Annotated in this window: 11 protein-coding genes; 3 read left to right on the top strand and 8 right to left on the bottom strand. The window is 40.2% G+C overall.

The genetic code is table 11. The features are described from left to right. Positions 1–187 precede the first annotated feature (187 nt). The 4 genes from pdxA to ABRT01_RS14820 form a co-directional block, all read right to left on the bottom strand. Positions 188–1,186: a 4-hydroxythreonine-4-phosphate dehydrogenase PdxA gene (gene pdxA, locus ABRT01_RS14835; RefSeq protein ID WP_367748226.1), complete on the bottom strand. Its 999-nt coding sequence runs from the start codon at positions 1,184–1,186 to the stop codon at positions 188–190. Further along, positions 1,183–2,481, bottom strand: a complete 1,299-nt coding sequence (locus ABRT01_RS14830; protein ID WP_367748223.1) for a four-carbon acid sugar kinase family protein — start codon at positions 2,479–2,481, stop codon at positions 1,183–1,185. Before ABRT01_RS14830 ends, pdxA begins: the two co-directional genes overlap by 4 nt. Before the next feature lie 15 nt (positions 2,482–2,496). Further along, entirely contained in the window at positions 2,497–3,513 is a 1,017-nt protein-coding gene (locus ABRT01_RS14825; protein ID WP_269410218.1) for a 2-keto-3-deoxygluconate permease, read from the bottom strand. 212 nt (positions 3,514–3,725) lie between these two features. Next, positions 3,726–5,465, bottom strand: coding sequence for a sigma-54-dependent Fis family transcriptional regulator (locus ABRT01_RS14820; protein ID WP_367748220.1), 1,740 nt, complete (start codon positions 5,463–5,465; stop codon positions 3,726–3,728). A 319-nt stretch (positions 5,466–5,784) separates the two neighbouring features. Here ABRT01_RS14820 and ABRT01_RS14815 point away from each other — a divergent pair, with 319 nt between their 5' ends. After that, positions 5,785–5,946, top strand: coding sequence for an aspartyl-phosphate phosphatase Spo0E family protein (locus ABRT01_RS14815; protein ID WP_367748217.1), 162 nt, complete (start codon positions 5,785–5,787; stop codon positions 5,944–5,946). A gap of 260 nt (positions 5,947–6,206) precedes the next feature. Further along, complete coding sequence (locus tag ABRT01_RS14810) at positions 6,207–7,397, top strand: DUF4317 domain-containing protein (protein WP_367748214.1); 1,191 nt, start codon at positions 6,207–6,209, stop codon at positions 7,395–7,397. 431 nt (positions 7,398–7,828) lie between these two features. Here the strand turns inward: ABRT01_RS14810 and ABRT01_RS14805 are convergent, their stop codons facing one another. After that, positions 7,829–11,023, bottom strand: coding sequence for an SNF2 helicase associated domain-containing protein (locus ABRT01_RS14805; RefSeq protein ID WP_367748211.1), 3,195 nt, complete (start codon positions 11,021–11,023; stop codon positions 7,829–7,831). A 249-nt stretch (positions 11,024–11,272) separates the two neighbouring features. Between ABRT01_RS14805 and ABRT01_RS14800 the strand changes: the two genes are divergently transcribed. Next, positions 11,273–11,830 carry a GNAT family N-acetyltransferase gene (locus ABRT01_RS14800; RefSeq protein ID WP_269412610.1) on the top strand — a complete coding sequence of 186 codons (558 nt, stop codon included), beginning with the start codon at positions 11,273–11,275 and terminating at the stop codon, positions 11,828–11,830. Positions 11,831–11,970: 140 nt separating this feature from the next. Here the strand turns inward: ABRT01_RS14800 and ABRT01_RS14795 are convergent, their stop codons facing one another. From ABRT01_RS14795 to ABRT01_RS14785, 3 genes are all read right to left on the bottom strand, one after another. Continuing rightward, positions 11,971–13,590, bottom strand: a complete 1,620-nt coding sequence (locus ABRT01_RS14795; protein ID WP_367748207.1) for an amidohydrolase — start codon at positions 13,588–13,590, stop codon at positions 11,971–11,973. Positions 13,591–13,618: 28 nt separating this feature from the next. Then, the gene (locus ABRT01_RS14790) at positions 13,619–15,142 is read right to left on the bottom strand and encodes a sodium/glutamate symporter (RefSeq protein WP_269410224.1); all 1,524 of its coding nucleotides are present in this window, start codon (positions 15,140–15,142) and stop codon (positions 13,619–13,621) included. A 477-nt stretch (positions 15,143–15,619) separates the two neighbouring features. Then, the gene (locus ABRT01_RS14785; RefSeq protein ID WP_367748203.1) at positions 15,620–16,105 is read right to left on the bottom strand and encodes an acyl-CoA thioesterase; all 486 of its coding nucleotides are present in this window, start codon (positions 16,103–16,105) and stop codon (positions 15,620–15,622) included. Positions 16,106–16,281: the final 176 nt, after the last annotated feature.

Genomic DNA, 16,281 nt, shown 5'->3' with positions numbered 1-16,281 from the left:
TGAAAGTTATTTCTTCGTTTTAATAGGTCCATTAATTGAACTATTCTAAAAATAATACTTCGAACAAATGGCTCTTGGACTATTCCTTTTAGTCAAGAACTAATATAAAAAAATAACCTCTGCCAAAAATTCAGCAGAGATTATTCGCCACCTTAATACCTATTCGATTTATATCGTCGAAACTCCATCACTCAGTTGGCGCTAATTCAATCGACTGACGAAGCGCCTCTAACATGCTTCTTTCATCAACAATACCTTTTCCCGCGATGTCAAAAGCTGTTCCATGATCCACACTGGTCCGGATAATTGGTAACCCAACGGTAATGTTTACACCGGCTTCAAGTCCCAACACTTTGATCGGTCCATGTCCTTGATCATGGTACATCGCAACAACAATGTCAAAGTCGCCACGTTGAGCACGAAAGAATAATGTATCAGCTGGAAGCGGACCCTCAACTGTAATGCCTTCTGTTTTAGCCTTTTCTACAGCAGGAATGATTTTTTCCTCTTCTTCTCCGTAACCAAACAACCCATTTTCACCTGCATGTGGGTTAATGCCGCAAATACCGATTTTAGGCTGATTGATACCCGATTTCGACAATGTTTCATGCGCGAGGCGAATCACATTGTACACCCTTTCCGGCTTGATCGAATGGATAGCATCCAGTAAGCCGATGTGTGTTGTCACATGGATAACCTTCAATTTTGGCGATGATAACATCATGGAAAATTCCTTCGTTCCTGTTAGTTCAGCCAAAATTTCCGTGTGACCAGGATAATTGTGTCCACCTTTATGCAAAGCCTCTTTATTTAGAGGTGCTGTACAAATGGCATCTATTTTCCCTTCGTTTGCCAGTTCTATCGCTGTTTTCAAATATTGAAATGCCGCGTCGCCCGCTTTTGCAGATACTTGTCCAAAAGGAAGGTCTGCCGGTAGCAAATCAAGGTCATAACAAGCAATTTCACCAAAGTTTGTATTTGTCAGGTCTGCATGACCATCGATTTTGTTAATGACAATATTTTCATTTAAAACGTTGGCAGCGCGCTCCAGCATTTTTGCATCACCAATGACAATCGGATGGGACTGCTTATATATTGTTTCATTTTGTAGGCTTTTTACGATAATTTCCGGGCCAACCCCGGCTGCATCACCCATCGTAATTCCAATTATCGGTTTCTTGCTCATTGTTTACTTACCCCTTTCATTTCCTGCATGGCGTAATAAATGGAATCTTTCCCGCCAAAGGCACCTGCTTTGGTCACCACAGTGAATGTCTTGCTTGTACCAATTAACGTTCCCAGTGGAATGCCTGTTTCAATTTGTTTCATTAAATTAAAACCAATTCCACCTAAATGACGTGTCGTATCTTTTGCCGTATCTCCGCCGGTCAACATGAAACCAGTTAATTGGTCGTTTTCTTTTGTAACCTGCAAAATAATTTCAGCCAGTGCTTTGGATACATGTTCCCCGATTTGATTATCCGTTAATCCAAGTGCTTTGCCTTTTTTTTGTACTTCGTTTCTTGTCCGCTCATCAGAAGGAACATGTAGAACAATATCGTTTCCGTGTTCCAGTGCTTCCAAACAGCTGTTTACGTATTGTCTGCTGATGCTGTTCCAGTCCTTTGAAAATATTCGTATGCTATCTATCTCCACACCGCTAACTTTCGACTGTGCCTTCGCGTATGCTACTTGTTTTTGTGTGATGGAAGATAAGCTGCCACATACCGTCATGACATACTCTGCACAATCAACATGTTCGGTTTGTTTTTCTTGTGCAATACCTAGAACATCAGGCAGTACTTCAGCCAGCCCTGCAGATCCTGCCCAAATCACATCGCTCGTAACAGTTGTTATTTTAGCTGCAAGTTTTTGAAGATCTCCTTGTGTTTGGACATCGCAAACGAGATAATGTATATTTCTTTCTTTAAAATGGTTGAGTATATCCCGAAAATCTGACAAGTTTTTGCTGAAATCAGCTCGTTTAAGCAATCCGACCTTCTTGCCAATTTCGTTTTCAATGATTTTGGGAATGAATGATTCCTTCACAGGGTGTTTCGGATCATTTGCCGCTTCAGTTGCTGCTAGTTCCGTTCCGTTAACAAAATGCACACCATCAACGGTTGTTCTCCCTAGTTGCGGATATGCCGGGGCAATCACAACAAAATCGACCGGAAACGCCTCAAATACCGCTTGTAATTCTGTCCCGATATGCCCACGTAAAGTGGAATCCATTTTTTTATACATATGCTTATACCCTGACTCCTTGAGAAAACGTGCAGCCTGTTTGGTTACATCAAAAGCTTGTTTTTGCGACAGGGCACGGGAATTGGTATCAATAACAATACCACTATCCAGCAGGTCTGCATGTTGCGGCAAATCAAAAAATACTGAAGTGCTGATTCCCTTTTCTGTGAGCTGGACCCCGCTGTCATTTGCTCCAGTTAGGTCATCTGCAATAATTCCAATTTTCTTTTCCATGTCTATCCCTCTTTATTAAGAACTTGCATGAGAGGCATCTTTCGGCGAATCATCTATTATATAATCATCCGGTACAGTAATGCCTTTCTTTTCTAGACGTTTTGTCAAAAATCCAATATAAAATGGCAATAAAATAGCGGTCGTTACAACTGATGCTGCAACCTGAACCGTAGCCAGTTCCACATTCGCTGCAAAAGAACTGCTAGCTGCCGCAATTGCAGCTGGTGTTGCAACAGCATTTCCAGCTGTAGACCCTTCTGAAGCACCTGCAATTGGGTTCCATTTGAATGCTTTAAAGACAAAGTATCCAGCTGTTCCTGTTGCGAATACAGTTAATAACCCAAGAATCACACCGCCTAAACCGCCATGAATGATGCTTCCAAAATCAATGCCCATTCCTAAAGCAAAAGCAAAGAATGGAATAAGCATGGAGCTCCCTTTATCAAGAAACTTTCTCATCTCTTCATCCAGGTTACCTAACACCATACCGACAATAATCGGTAATAATACGGAAATGAATGAAACGACAGAAAACATACCATTAACAAATCCCATCGCACCAAAGATGGCCAAAGCTACCATGGTAAAGAATGGTCCATCGTTTAATGCCAACAATGAATATGCTGCTCGATCCGTTTTGCCCCCATATTGACCGACAAGTGCCACATATAGCCCACCATTACTGTTCGTCATAGCAGCAATAATGGCAATAGGTGCCAGTCCTAGCCATAAACCATTTGAATCAGCAAAAATATAGGCGATCAAACCAACAACTGCACCAACTACCCATTTGGTGGCCAGCAGTGTAGCGCCTTTGCCAAGACTAACTCCGACATTGCGAAGATTAATCTGCGCACCTGTACATAGCAGAAATAATGCAATGAGTGTACTTGATCCATCCACAAATAATGCCTGCGTAAAATTACCAATTCTCAGTAGGTCCGGCGCAAACGTATTGATTGTAGCCGCTATCAATAATGGGACGACCATCATGCCTCCAGGAACCTTTTCCAGAAATGCTTTGATTTTCACGTTGAATCCCCCTTGTAATCGGCTAAGTGTTTTACGATGAAACACCAGCTATCTATTAAGCGATTTCATAACCATATTATAATTATTTATGATATAAAATGCAACAGTTTATTTATGTAAAAATAATAGCAAAAGGGGTTATTTGTTTTATTTTGCAATAAAAAGAAGCCTGGCTTGAGGCTCCACTTGATATTAATATTTACACTCACTATTTATCCATGCAATTTCCGCCAAAGCGTCGACCGATTAATACCCAATCTTTTCGCAGCTCGTGATTGATTATTTCCTTCCTCTTGCAAAACCTTTTGAATCATTTGTTGTTCCATTTCTTTTAATGTGCCGGAAACAGGAAGATTATCGCTATACGCTTGATCTTTCATCTCGTTGAGGCATACAGCCAAATCTCTAACTGGAGCAAGTTCAATATAGTTGCCATCAGTCAAGAGACTCAGCTCCCGAATAAATCTTTTCAATTGGCTGATGTTTCCTTCCCATTCATAACTCTTTAGTAGATCCATTGCATCCGGCTTCACGCCCAATGTTTCATTTCCGTTTTCTGCATGAAGTTCCGTGAGAAAATAGTTGACGAACCCCGGAATATCTTCCTTTCTCTGCCGCAATGGTAATACATGTAAGGTCTGCTGTACGATTCTTTCATATAGACCTTTACTGAATTTTTCCTGAGCCACCAATGTATCTAATGGGGTACTCGACAAGGCTAAAATTTGTAATCTAGTTGAAAGCAATAATTCTAAAAAGTTCCCCTGTACGGCAACTGGTATTTCATCCACGTCTTTTAAAAGCAGACTTCCTTTGCGCATTGCAAGCAAATGGTGTTTCCATTCTGTTATCTCTTGAGGTGTGATACGGCTGCATTCGACAATAACCAATGGTGACAATGGACCATGTTTTGCCAAATGTATTTCCTTGGCTATCGTTTGTTTTCCAGTGCCTTTTTCCCCAAAAATACAAATGGCCTCATTCACTTTGGCAAATGTAGTAATGCTGCCTCTTAGTCGATTTGCTTGACCACTTTCGCCAATAATCGGAACATGCGCCAAATCACGTTCAATATAAACGGACTGTTCATGATTTAGTCTTTTTATTTCATGAATAACCAAGCCAACGATTTGTTCCGTTTTGTTAGCCGGAAAACCTTGCACCACATATTTATATTGAGATCGGCTGCATTCTGTCCATTGACTAGTCTCATTCATCCGTACGTTTTGAACCATTTTTATGATCTCCGGTTCTTGCAGCAATTGTTCATCATCCATGTCCCGTTGGAAAGAAATATTTTTATCGATTACCTCGTTATCCTTGTTTAACATCACTATGGGAAACGGGATGGATCGATAGGACTCCTGCAAAAAGTAAAATTGCTTTTTCAAATTGTCAAAAAGCCGGCAAACCCTTTTCCCTTCTTCCAATGCATCCATAAGGGCTTCTTTACCGGATGTGATGAGGACACCGCGCATCCCGATCTGTTCAGCCACTTGAATCGTAATCACATCGCCAATTACAACGTCATATCCCTGGGATTTAAGCTGTTTCAAGCGCCCGCCAACCTCATCACCACTCTGAATCGTAACCACATGGACATCCAATTCCAAAATATTGCACAATGTCGCTGCACCTTGGGTAATATTTTCAAAACCAACCAGTGCAACTTCTTCCTTAATATCACGAATGAGTGTAAAAACGCGCAGCATATCATATCCGCTTATATCAATATGGACAACCGGAATAGAAACAGCTTCTTGAATAAGTGCGGCTGTCCCGCCACGACTTATAATGACGTCATACTCCTCCTGTTCAGCCAAACGCGCCATTTCCACGCCCTCTTGCAAGTTTGCCACCTTTATATCGAATTCAATATCCATTGGAACATCCATTTTTTCCGCAGTTCTGGCCAATCCGGAATATGGGGCAATTAGTAATGCTTTGATCATATCGACACCTCATTTGTTGCATATTTCAACAGTTATATTATGGCATAGATAGCGGGAAATGTCACCCAGCAACGGTAAATCATTGAATGGATAGCTGCTTCACGAGCGCCCGCTAATGTTATTCGTTAGCCAAATGGAATACTCTTTCCGCCATTCTTCCCATGATCACCCAAATAAGCCTTATTATCTGCACATACAAATCCAAACATATTAGTTATTTAACGACAATTATACTACTTTTTTCTTGCTATTGAGCTTTTTTGCAGGTTGGGGTAGTGTTTACGATAGTGTTTAAAATGAAAACTGGGGTTAAAAGGTAATGAAATCAAAAAAGCAACTACGGGAACAGATTGAAAAATTAAAAACAGATATGATTGCATCCGGTGACAAGAAAGGTCTTAATCATCCATTAACTGTTAAAATTAGTCAGGAATTGGACGAGCTAATAAACGAATATATGAAATTAACGCAACAAAAATAGTGCGGTAGAGAAACCATCCAAACCATACATAGCCTTTATACCGAGACATACACCGGCCTTTCATTCCATTAGCTAGTATTTAGCGATACCCATATCTTCCCCACTTATTGTAAGCGATGTCACGTATGTGATATGATACTCCCTTCCTATCATTTTTGGTAATAACCAGAAGATGCGGGAGAAACAAATGGCTTGTATGATAGAATGGGAGAATGTATAGATAAACATACATGCTGATAATCGACTGGGAGTGAGCGAAATTGAACAAAAAAGATATAGCAAATATTCGTAAACAATTTAAAATAAATAACGATTTATTAAATATTCATGAAATCTTTCATGTATACATCTTGAAAGAATCGAGTGAAATCTATCATCATCAAAGTTCACCATTTGAATTGCTGGAGCAGGAACAACAAGAATTATTCATGGACAACTTTAAAAAAGTACTATCAGGCCAACTGGATGAAAAATTATTCGAATTAAAGTTCCAACGTGATGTGGAAAATAACAGTCAGTTAATACTGCACCAAGGTCTGTTAAGTAACGATACGGAAGAATGGAAAAGCCATATGCTTCGTCTGGTCGAAAAAATGCTGAAGGATAAGCAATATGACATGGATATTGTTATAACTTTTATTAGGGGAGAATATATGAAACCGATGAAACGCCGGAATGAAGAGGCGGAAGAAAGTGAACGCGATAAAGTCTATTCCCATTCTTTTATATTATGCAGCATGAATAAAACGCAAGATCCGAAAAAAGAATTACTATTTGACTATGTGGAAAAGGAGTTTAAATATAATTTTGTCGTGGATCCCATTATCAATCTAAAAGCGCCAATATCCGGGTTTCTATTCCCGTGCTTCACAGATAATGCTGCCGATGTCAACCACATACTTTATTCAACAGGGAAAAAATATGAACCGGATTACCACTTTATGGAGGAAGTATTAAACGCGGAAGAAATAATGACTGCTGCTGAGGATAAAATTGTGTTTGAAGAAGTTGTCAGAAAAGTAGCTGGTGATCAAATCAATACATCCACCCTTTCAAATGTATACGAAGAAATTCATCAGGTTTTGGAAGAGAATGAAGAGGAAGATACACCAAAATTAGACTATAAAGATGTAGAAAAAGTTCTTAAAAGTAGTGGGGTAGAAGATGTCAATACGGAGAAGGTGGAAACCGCGTTTAAGACGGTAATTGATGATGAAAGATATGAGTTAAAAGCGAATAATATCATACCGAAATATAATTCCAAGTCGATCAAAATAAAAACAAAAGCGGCGGATATTTCCATTAGTCCACAAGACTTGAGATATGTACGCCAAGTGAAGTTGGACGGAAAGCTTTGCTTAATGATTGAAGTCGAAGAAAATACGGTAATTGAAGGCTTTGAAATGATACCGGAAGCTTTATTCGAAAAAGCTAAAGAGAATGAAGAATGATTGTGAACGAAAAGGGACAGGAAGCTTGTAAGCGTAACCTGTCTTTTTTTATGTTGTGGTTAAAGGCTTAGAAAGCGTAAAAATCAACATTTGACATACCAATAAATATGTGTTATATTAATTAGTCGAGTCTAGGTTATGGAAAGGCTCTTTGTTAAGCAGTTGTACGATTTTTAAGGAGGTGAAATAATATGACAAGACAATGGAATTTTATTATGGAAAATAAACTAATCACCGTTTATGGTAAAGATGTTAAACAAGCAGAGAAAAAGGCATTAAAAATATTTAAAGAAATGCAGAAAGCAAGTTAACCAATACACCGACCGACATTAAGATGGTTGGTGTTTTTTTATAGTGCTAACTATTTGTTTTGGAACTTAAGGTAACAAGGCGGCTGAATATTTCCGTAATCTCAAACCGCCCATGTCCCACTATATCATCAATATATCCCGAATATCCTCTTCTGTCAGCGTTTGTGTCAATGCCTCTTGTGCATCAATCACTTCCTCAACCAGATGCCGCTTTTTTTCTTGCAGGGCATTCATTTTTTCTTCGATCGTACCACGGGCAACCAGCTTGATAACCTGTACCGCATTGGTCTGGCCAATTCGGTGAGCACGGTCTGCTGCCTGCTCCTCAACGGCGGGATTCCACCAGTTGTCATAAAGAATAACAGTGTCAGCCCCCGTTAAATTTAAACCGGTGCCGCCTGCTTTTAAGGAAATGAGAAATAGATTCCGTTCGCCGGCATTAAAACGGTCACACCTTGAGATTCGCTCTTCGGACGGTGTATGGCCGTCAAGATAGAAAAACGACATTCCCCTTACAGCTAATTCTCTACCGATAAGCCTCAGCATTTCCGTGAATTGGGAAAATATTAATACCCTTCTTCCCGACACCCTGGATTCCTCCAAAATTTCCAGGAGTTGTTCAAATTTTGCCGAACTCCCTTGATATCCATCTACAAACAATGCTGGATGACAACAAATTTGCCGTAACCGGGTAAGCCCGGCAAGGATTCTGATCCGGTTTTTCCGAAATGTGTCCTTATCCAGATGCTTCAATGTATCATGACGCAATTTTGCCAAATAAGCAGCATACAATTTCTTCTGCTCAGGCAGCAAGTCAGCGGATTCCTGTGAATTGACTTTTTCAGGCAACGCAGGTAGTACGTCCGCTTTTGTTCGGCGCAGTAAAAATGGCCGAATACGCCGGATAATCTTTTTCCTCGGCAGATTGCTGTAGTCCTTTAATCCTTGAAATAATTCAGGAAAAACAACATGGAAAATAGACCACAGTTCTTCCAAAGAATTTTCAATCGGGGTTCCCGTAAGCGCAAAATGATGATTTGCATTGATTTTCTTCACTGCTCTTGCTGTTTGGGTGACGGGGTTTTTAAAGGCCTGTGCCTCATCGAAAAACACGGTATGAAATGTTTGTTTCGCGTACCACCGTGAATCCATACGCAATAGTGGATAAGAAGTAATCACCACATCTTTATCCATGGCATCCTTTTGCAAAGCGATTCGTGCCGCTTGATTGCCATCAACTACCACTGCCTTTATATCTGGCGCAAAGCGAGTGATTTCGCTAAGCCAGTTATAAGTCAAAGCGGATGGGCAGACAATCAGGGCGGGTTGTTTCTGTTTACGGATATCAGTAAGATGGGATAAAATAAAGGCAATACTTTGCAGGGTTTTACCCAGTCCCATATCATCTGCAAGTATTCCGCCAAAACCATGACTGGCAAGCGTCTTCATCCAGCGAAAGCCATGTTTTTGATACTCATGCAAGATAGGCTCCAGGATGGCCGGGACATCAAATGCCAGCTTGTCCGGCTGCTGGATATCCGCCCAAAATTGACGGAAGGATTGCTCAAACTGGAATACCTCCGTATCATTGGTCACATCCAACAGTCGAAAACCTTCCAGAACCGGCACATTCAACCCATCTTCCAGATCAACATCCTGAGCTGGTTCCGTATGCAAAAAACGTTGGATTTCCTCAAACTCTCTTGTCTCTAATGACAATAGTGAACCGCTGTTTAAGCGATAATACTTGCGCTTTTCCTCCAATGCCTTAAGTATTTGCTTCATCTCTTTATCTGGAATTCCATCCATGTCAAATGTAAATTCCAGCCAATTGATCCGCTCACGTTTCATCCGTACCCGAATCCGGGGATGTGCCTTTTCTTTTAACACCCGATTTCTCACCGCGGTTGTTGCATAAACCTTTACCAGCTGTTCCAACTCGGGAAGCCGATGATACAAAAATTCATATTCCAATGCTTCATTATGCACGTAGTAACCCGATTCCGTTTGCGTAAATTCGCTGTCTCTCATGAATTGTAGAATCGCATCCTCTTTTGCCACATCCCTTATTAGCGTTGTCGGTTGATTCTCCGTTTGCATCGGGTTTATCACAACGCCTTCATAATGAAATTCCAAACCCGCTAGCAGACGGTTATGGACGCGATCCAAATACAGCTTGGCAACCAATGGTGTTTTTAGGAGTTGCTGTGATATCGATAGTGGCAGCGTAACATCCCCGAGTTCTTTCAAGCCAGGTATCACTTTTTCCAGAAAATATTGCATGTTTTGTTTGGGGATCCGAATTTGACGGTGACTCGAAGTTGCGAGCATCTGCTTTAATTCAGCAAGCCGCTTGCTCTTTTCCCCATCCAGCCGAATCAATTTCCCCGCATATAACACCATTTGATAGTCATCCATCAATTTGATCTGATCTATTCCCTGTATGTTTAGCTGGTAGTCACCGCTCCCGCCGTCTGAAAAAACAAATTGCAAAGGGAGGGTGTCATTAGTTATCGGCAGACCATCCACTATTTTTCCATCATCCATAAGCTTCACAAAGGGCGCAATTGAAAGTAATGGCACAAGCTTTTCCAATAAGGATGGTGGAATGATTAGTGTGTGGCTGCCAATTGCGTGATTAGATTGGTTCGCAACTGCGGGATCATACACCTTTTCATCATCCGTCACTTGGATGAGCTGCTGAATCACATCATCCGTTTCACCTTGGAAGCAATGCTCACTTGGCTCATACGTAAAATCGGCAGAAATGATATAAGAGGTACCCGTTTTAACATGACCGAGAAAATCCCGGATATGTCGCACTTGATTCGATCCGATCATCAGTTCAATCCCTAACATATGCTTCGTCTCATCTACAACGACAGGTTTACATAGGAAGACCACCTCAAGCAATTGTCTCGTTTCAAAATGAGGCTGGTATCTGCTGGTATATCTCCTTTCCTGACGAAACAGGTTTAGCAGGCCTTGAGCCAGCGCGGGATCAATTTTGGAATCTATAGTCGTGGGGTGCTGTTGGTCAGCCATTGCCAGTAAAACAGCAGCGACATGCTGGCATTCATTTTTCACGGAAGTCAGTTTGGGACAGCTGCATGCCGTTCGCACACCGAATTCCCCAGATGGATCCGATTCAATTGTGACATGGAAGTCTTCTTTTCCTATCACCGTTGCCTCACAGTGATCAGAGCTGATATGTTCGAATGTTACTTGCTGCTTATGATAAAAATCGTTACCTTTTTTGAAGGAGGCAGTCCCACACAATTTCATAATCTCATCTTGGGTTAATGCTATGTCCACATTTCCAGCTCCTCCCTAAAGGTAAACCATCTTGTTTCCATACTATCTGTGTGTTCGATGGAATCTTATGTTCTTATTTTATTATAATAAATGCCGTATGTCACGGTAATACTTTGCGTTTATCACAACCAGCAAGATTGGCCTTGTATTTTCCTTTATAATGATGGATTGATGGCGATATAATTATCAATACAGCGGGTGTCAAGAGATTGATTTAGCGTAGTGATGCCAATAACAGAGGTGATTTTAATGAAAAGAATACCACTTAAAATGGTAAGAACAAATTTGTTGGATATTCCACAATATCCACTCCCAGCCGGTTTTCGCATTCGTTTGTTTGAAAAGGGTGACGAACATCATTGGGCCAGGGTTGAAACCAGTGTAGATGAATTTACAAGCGAGAAAGAAGCACTGGTACACTTTAACAAGGAATTTGGACCATATATTGATGAGATGACCAAACGATGTGTTTTCATAGAGAATGAACAAGGACAGGTGATTGGAACTACAACGGCATGGTATGGTGACTTGACTGGCGATGAGGAAATAGCGGGTAGAATCCATTGGGTAGGTGTTGTTCCTGCATATCAAGGAAAGAAACTTGCCAAGCCTTTACTGAGTGCAGCCATGAATATTCTTGCTGATTATCATGCAACAGCTTATCTCACATCGCAAACAACAAGCTATCAGGCTATTAATATGTATTTAAATTTCGGATTTAAACCTTTTATCACCGGTCCAAGTTGTCAAGAAGCATGGTCGCTGTTAGAAGAGGTGTTAAACCGGAAAATAGTAGGGTATCTATAAACCGTGGCCAGTATTAAATTGCACCCGGTTACACGAAACACCAAAACCAATGCCTTTACTGCCTCCAGTAACAAGTGCAAAATACTGTCATAAAAACCCAAAAGTTTTTATGACAGTATCACAAAAATATAAAAATAAATCTATTTTGTAGCCGCGAAATCCATGTTATAAATTGTATTTCCTTCCTTTATTGTCTCTACAACTTGTATATCCTTCAGTTTCATTTTGTCTACCTTTAACGGGTTTTGGTCTAATATAACAAAGTCAGCAAGTTTTCCCTCTTTGATACTGCCTTTCTGGTCTTCTTCAAAATATGCGTATGCTGCATTGATTGTAACAGCCTTCAAGGCATCATAGACGGGAACGCATTCCTCAGGTCCAATCTTAACGCCTTTTCTCGTGATTCGGTTCACCGCGCACCATATTGTATGGAGCATATCGGGTTTTACCACTGGTGCGTCTTGGTGGAAGTTTACCACAAGCCCCCGGTTAAAAGCTGATTTTGCAGGGCTGATTCGGCTTCCACGCTCATGCCCCAAATTTTTCAGATGCACATCTCCCCAATAGTACGTATGAGGTAAAAATATAGAAGGAATCATCGATAATTCAACCATTTTATCCAACTGATCATATCGAACAGTTTGACAATGGATCATAACCGGACGCAAATGATGTTTATTGGCGTTATTTGATTCTTGCAATGCGGCCTCGTAATTTTTTAAAAGTTGGTCGGATGCAGCATCACCATTACAGTGGGTCAGAAGCTGTACATTATCATTAATAGCTTGTGATACATATTGCTTTACTTGTTCATCTTGATACCACGGATAACCACGATAGCTTTCCTCCCCTTCATACGGTTCCGTCAACCATGCTGTTTTACCCTGAGGCGAGCCATCTAAAAAGAGTTTATACCCACCTATTTTTAAACGTTTATGATATTGTTTAGCGTATATCTCATTCTTTTTCATATCATCGGGGTTTTCAACTACTAACGGATACGCGACAACATCTACTTTTAAATCATCCTGTTCCGCCAATGTTTTCAAAAGTTCAAGGGTTTCATGTGACGTTGCTCCATCTTGAACCGTTGTAATTCCATTTTTAATATAAATATCTTGACCCAGATTGGTTAACTGTACATAGTCCATATTTATATCCGAAAATGCGTTTTTTCGTAAACTCATCATGCTTCCTTCTTCCAAATAACCATTTGGTTCCCGCGTTCCTTCTATTCTACCGATGACTCCTCCGTCTTCATCAGGCGTGTTTTCATCGATTCCTGCCAATTTCAGGGCGGCATCATTGGCACAACCAACGTGACCGGATGCATGGGAAATAAAGATAGGATGTTCCGTCGATACTTGATTTAGCACATCCTTTGTCGGATGCTTCTCCTCTTTCAGGAAGTTATGATCATAGCCAAAACCAACAACGGGGTCTCCCTTTTTTAATCCCTTATGATGAATATATGATTTCAGTGTATAAATAATATCATCAAAACTCTCACATACACTCAAATCGGCCATGATTGACATGGGGCCTACCATGGAAACATGCCCATGAGGATCAATGAATCCTGGCATCAATGTATTTCCTTTCAAGTCAACCTTCATAACATTTGGATCACCCATAAAGGTTTGCAATTCTTTTAAGCGGCCAACCTTCTTAATCACCCCATCTTCAATTAATACCGCCTCCGCTACATCCTCTTCGTTCTCCATGGTTATGATGTCTCCACCATAATACAATTGTTTCATAAATAAACGCTCCTCTCTTTCATCTATATTATTCAGCTATTGTCTTTATATGTTCTACCTCGGTTATAGGTTTTGTTTTAAAGTTATACGTCTTATTACCCCATACCTTGAATATTTTTAATACGATTAAATAGATTGGAATCGGTACCAAAAGCAGAAGTAACCCTATATTCATAGATAATGCACCCGAAGCAATAGCTAATATTGTAGTAACCGTAACATAAGAGGCAGCCATTGGTAAATTCATCAATCCTAATTCAACCGCTGTTGTGGTTTTTAAAGAAGGATCAATAATTCTCACAAGCGCAATACCACTTGGTACGGTGCCTGTGGCTGTACCATATAAACCAAGAGTTCTTTCAAAATCATTCTCTCCACCAATTCTTTGGCCAAAATAAATGCATATTACAACAGTTAAAGCAGAGATCACAATAGCCTCAATTATGATTGGAACCAGCCATTCACCGATTACGCCAAATGGTACCGCCATAAATGATGCAACCACTAAATAATCTGTTGACCAACCGGTAATCTTAGATTGAAAAGTATTATCGAGCATGTTATCAATACGTAGTTTCTTCATTATAAATTTTACGAGATACCCTGCTAACATACCATAAATAAATAACATAGCACTAAAAGTCGGGCCTATACCGGGAATATACGAAATTACTTCCGCCATGCCCAAAGCTAAAACAAAACAGAGACCAATTATCGCAAAATGAAAAGTCATCGTGTCCATGTTGCCGCTAAATGTTGTCTCATTTCCCAACGTTTCTCTTTTCTCATCCTTCAGATAATAGCCTCTTTCAACAAAACCATCAATGCTGGATTTACCCAACTTTTTGGCCAGACCCTTTTTGATACCAAATCTCGCCAAAGGAACGCCAACTAGAAAACAAGCTAAAAATCCTACTGCAGCAAATGTGATTCCTACGGTGGCAGCATTTGCAATTCCGTATTGTTGGTCCATAATCGTACCGAAAGTAGCAGCTTGACCAGGACCTTGTGCAAAAGCAAAAGGAATTAGTAAACCATAGACTGGATTCATTCCAAAAAATCCACCGATACTCATGAGAACAATAACACCAATGACAGGGGTAAGAGCATATAATAAATTCCAGAGAAAACCTAAACCCATCGAACCTTTCGCAATACTTTTCCCAATAGAACCTGATGACTTTGACTTCGGGCTGCTTGTCAATCCGATGGAAATAAACGTAATCGTAAATAAGAAATTTACAATATTTACGTACATGTCTGTGTTAGTCAAAGTGATAAGATTCGTATTCATGACAATCAAACCTATTACTCCGGCAATAACACTTGCAGGCACTAGCATTTTTCTTATAAAAGTAACCTTTGCCCGAATAATCATGCCAATACAGAGCATAATACTCGCTAACCCAAACGCTATCATTAAACTAATGAAAATCTCCTCCCTTTTCAAATATAATTTAAATGATATTTTTGCTGCATTGGTGCTTTTCTTATCTTCACTTAACAGTACAATATTGGCTAATTTTAACTTGGCATAAACAGAGCGAAACATTCCATTAATGAAATCGCTTTCAATACTGGTTACATTTTTATATACTTATAACGATTGTGCTTCTATTAATTAGATTGTTTATAGTGTACATCTTTGTTGATCACTATTCAATATATTTTGGTTATTCCATTTATTCCGAATGATAATGAGATTTATAACGCTTTTTTATAATACCTAGAATTAACATCAAGTAATCCATATCGCTCTTACTAGCAACAGAAATTCAGACCATTCCAGGAACATCAGTAATAACCTACACTTGTAAAAAACTGCCCCACCAGCCAATAATATGGTTGGGGACAGCTCTAATGCTCAAAAACCCATTGCATCATCGTAGCAATTGACAAAAAAGAGGAGGGAAATATTGTCTATTTCTTCCGCTCTTCTCCCTCCAACAGCTAGCTATATGTCGGCCAAGTTCCAAATCTCCTCCAATCTTCAATTTGTACAACTCGAAGTTCACAGAACGGCACACTATTACTTTTGTCGGCTGCCAATTTTCTGAAGAAGTGCATATATATCCGGAGCAGTCTTGTCGATGCGGGCGGGTTTCCACTTTTTATTCAGCCACATATGACTTGTACTTCCACTGACAAGCAGCTCTCCAGATGGCTTGTTAGTTGGAGATATATCCTGTTCGCTGTTTGTTGCAAACGCTTCTTCTTCCACTCGCCGTACTTCATAATCAAATTGCAGTCGAATTGGTGAAAATTGCCCTACCTTCGTATAAATAGCCACAAGCTCATTATAGCGAGCTGATTGATGATAATTCAAATCCATATGCAGGACCGGCAAAAGCAGACCCATGTTCTCGATGTCGTGATAGGCAAACCCTGCTTCCTCCATCATTTCTGTCCGGCCAATCTCAAACCAGTTCACATAGTTCCCGTGATGCACTACACCCATCTGGTCCGTATCTTTATAATATACTCGTAAAGTATGCCGATACCATGTCTCTTCCATTGGTCACCCTCCTGTTGTATCACTTGTTCATTTTCTTTTTGCAGTGGGGGATGGGGCTGTCCGAGGCTACTGAAAATACAAATCACTGATATATAATTAGGCTAAATGATTACGGCTCTTCACCAAAATCAATGGTTGACACACTAGGTGCAACTATGCTAATTCACGGTTGCACT

Source organism: Lentibacillus sp. L22 (genome assembly GCF_040812445.1).
Lineage (GTDB): Bacteria > Bacillota > Bacilli > Bacillales > Amphibacillaceae > Lentibacillus_C > Lentibacillus_C daqui.
This window is presented reverse-complemented; position numbering and strand designations above follow the sequence as displayed.

Coding starts and splice junctions, on each gene's coding strand:
- ABRT01_RS14830 (WP_367748223.1), bottom strand. CDS start 2,481: ATGGAAAAGAAAATTGGAATTATTGCAGATGACCTAACTGGAGCAAAT.
- ABRT01_RS14800 (WP_269412610.1), top strand. CDS start 11,273: ATGAAAAGAATACCACTTAAAATGGTAAGAACAAATTTGTTGGATATT.
- pdxA (WP_367748226.1), bottom strand. CDS start 1,186: ATGAGCAAGAAACCGATAATTGGAATTACGATGGGTGATGCAGCCGGG.
- ABRT01_RS14820 (WP_367748220.1), bottom strand. CDS start 5,465: ATGATCAAAGCATTACTAATTGCCCCATATTCCGGATTGGCCAGAACT.
- ABRT01_RS14785 (WP_367748203.1), bottom strand. CDS start 16,105: ATGGAAGAGACATGGTATCGGCATACTTTACGAGTATATTATAAAGAT.
- ABRT01_RS14815 (WP_367748217.1), top strand. CDS start 5,785: ATGAAATCAAAAAAGCAACTACGGGAACAGATTGAAAAATTAAAAACA.
- ABRT01_RS14790 (WP_269410224.1), bottom strand. CDS start 15,142: ATGTTTCGCTCTGTTTATGCCAAGTTAAAATTAGCCAATATTGTACTG.
- ABRT01_RS14795 (WP_367748207.1), bottom strand. CDS start 13,590: ATGAAACAATTGTATTATGGTGGAGACATCATAACCATGGAGAACGAA.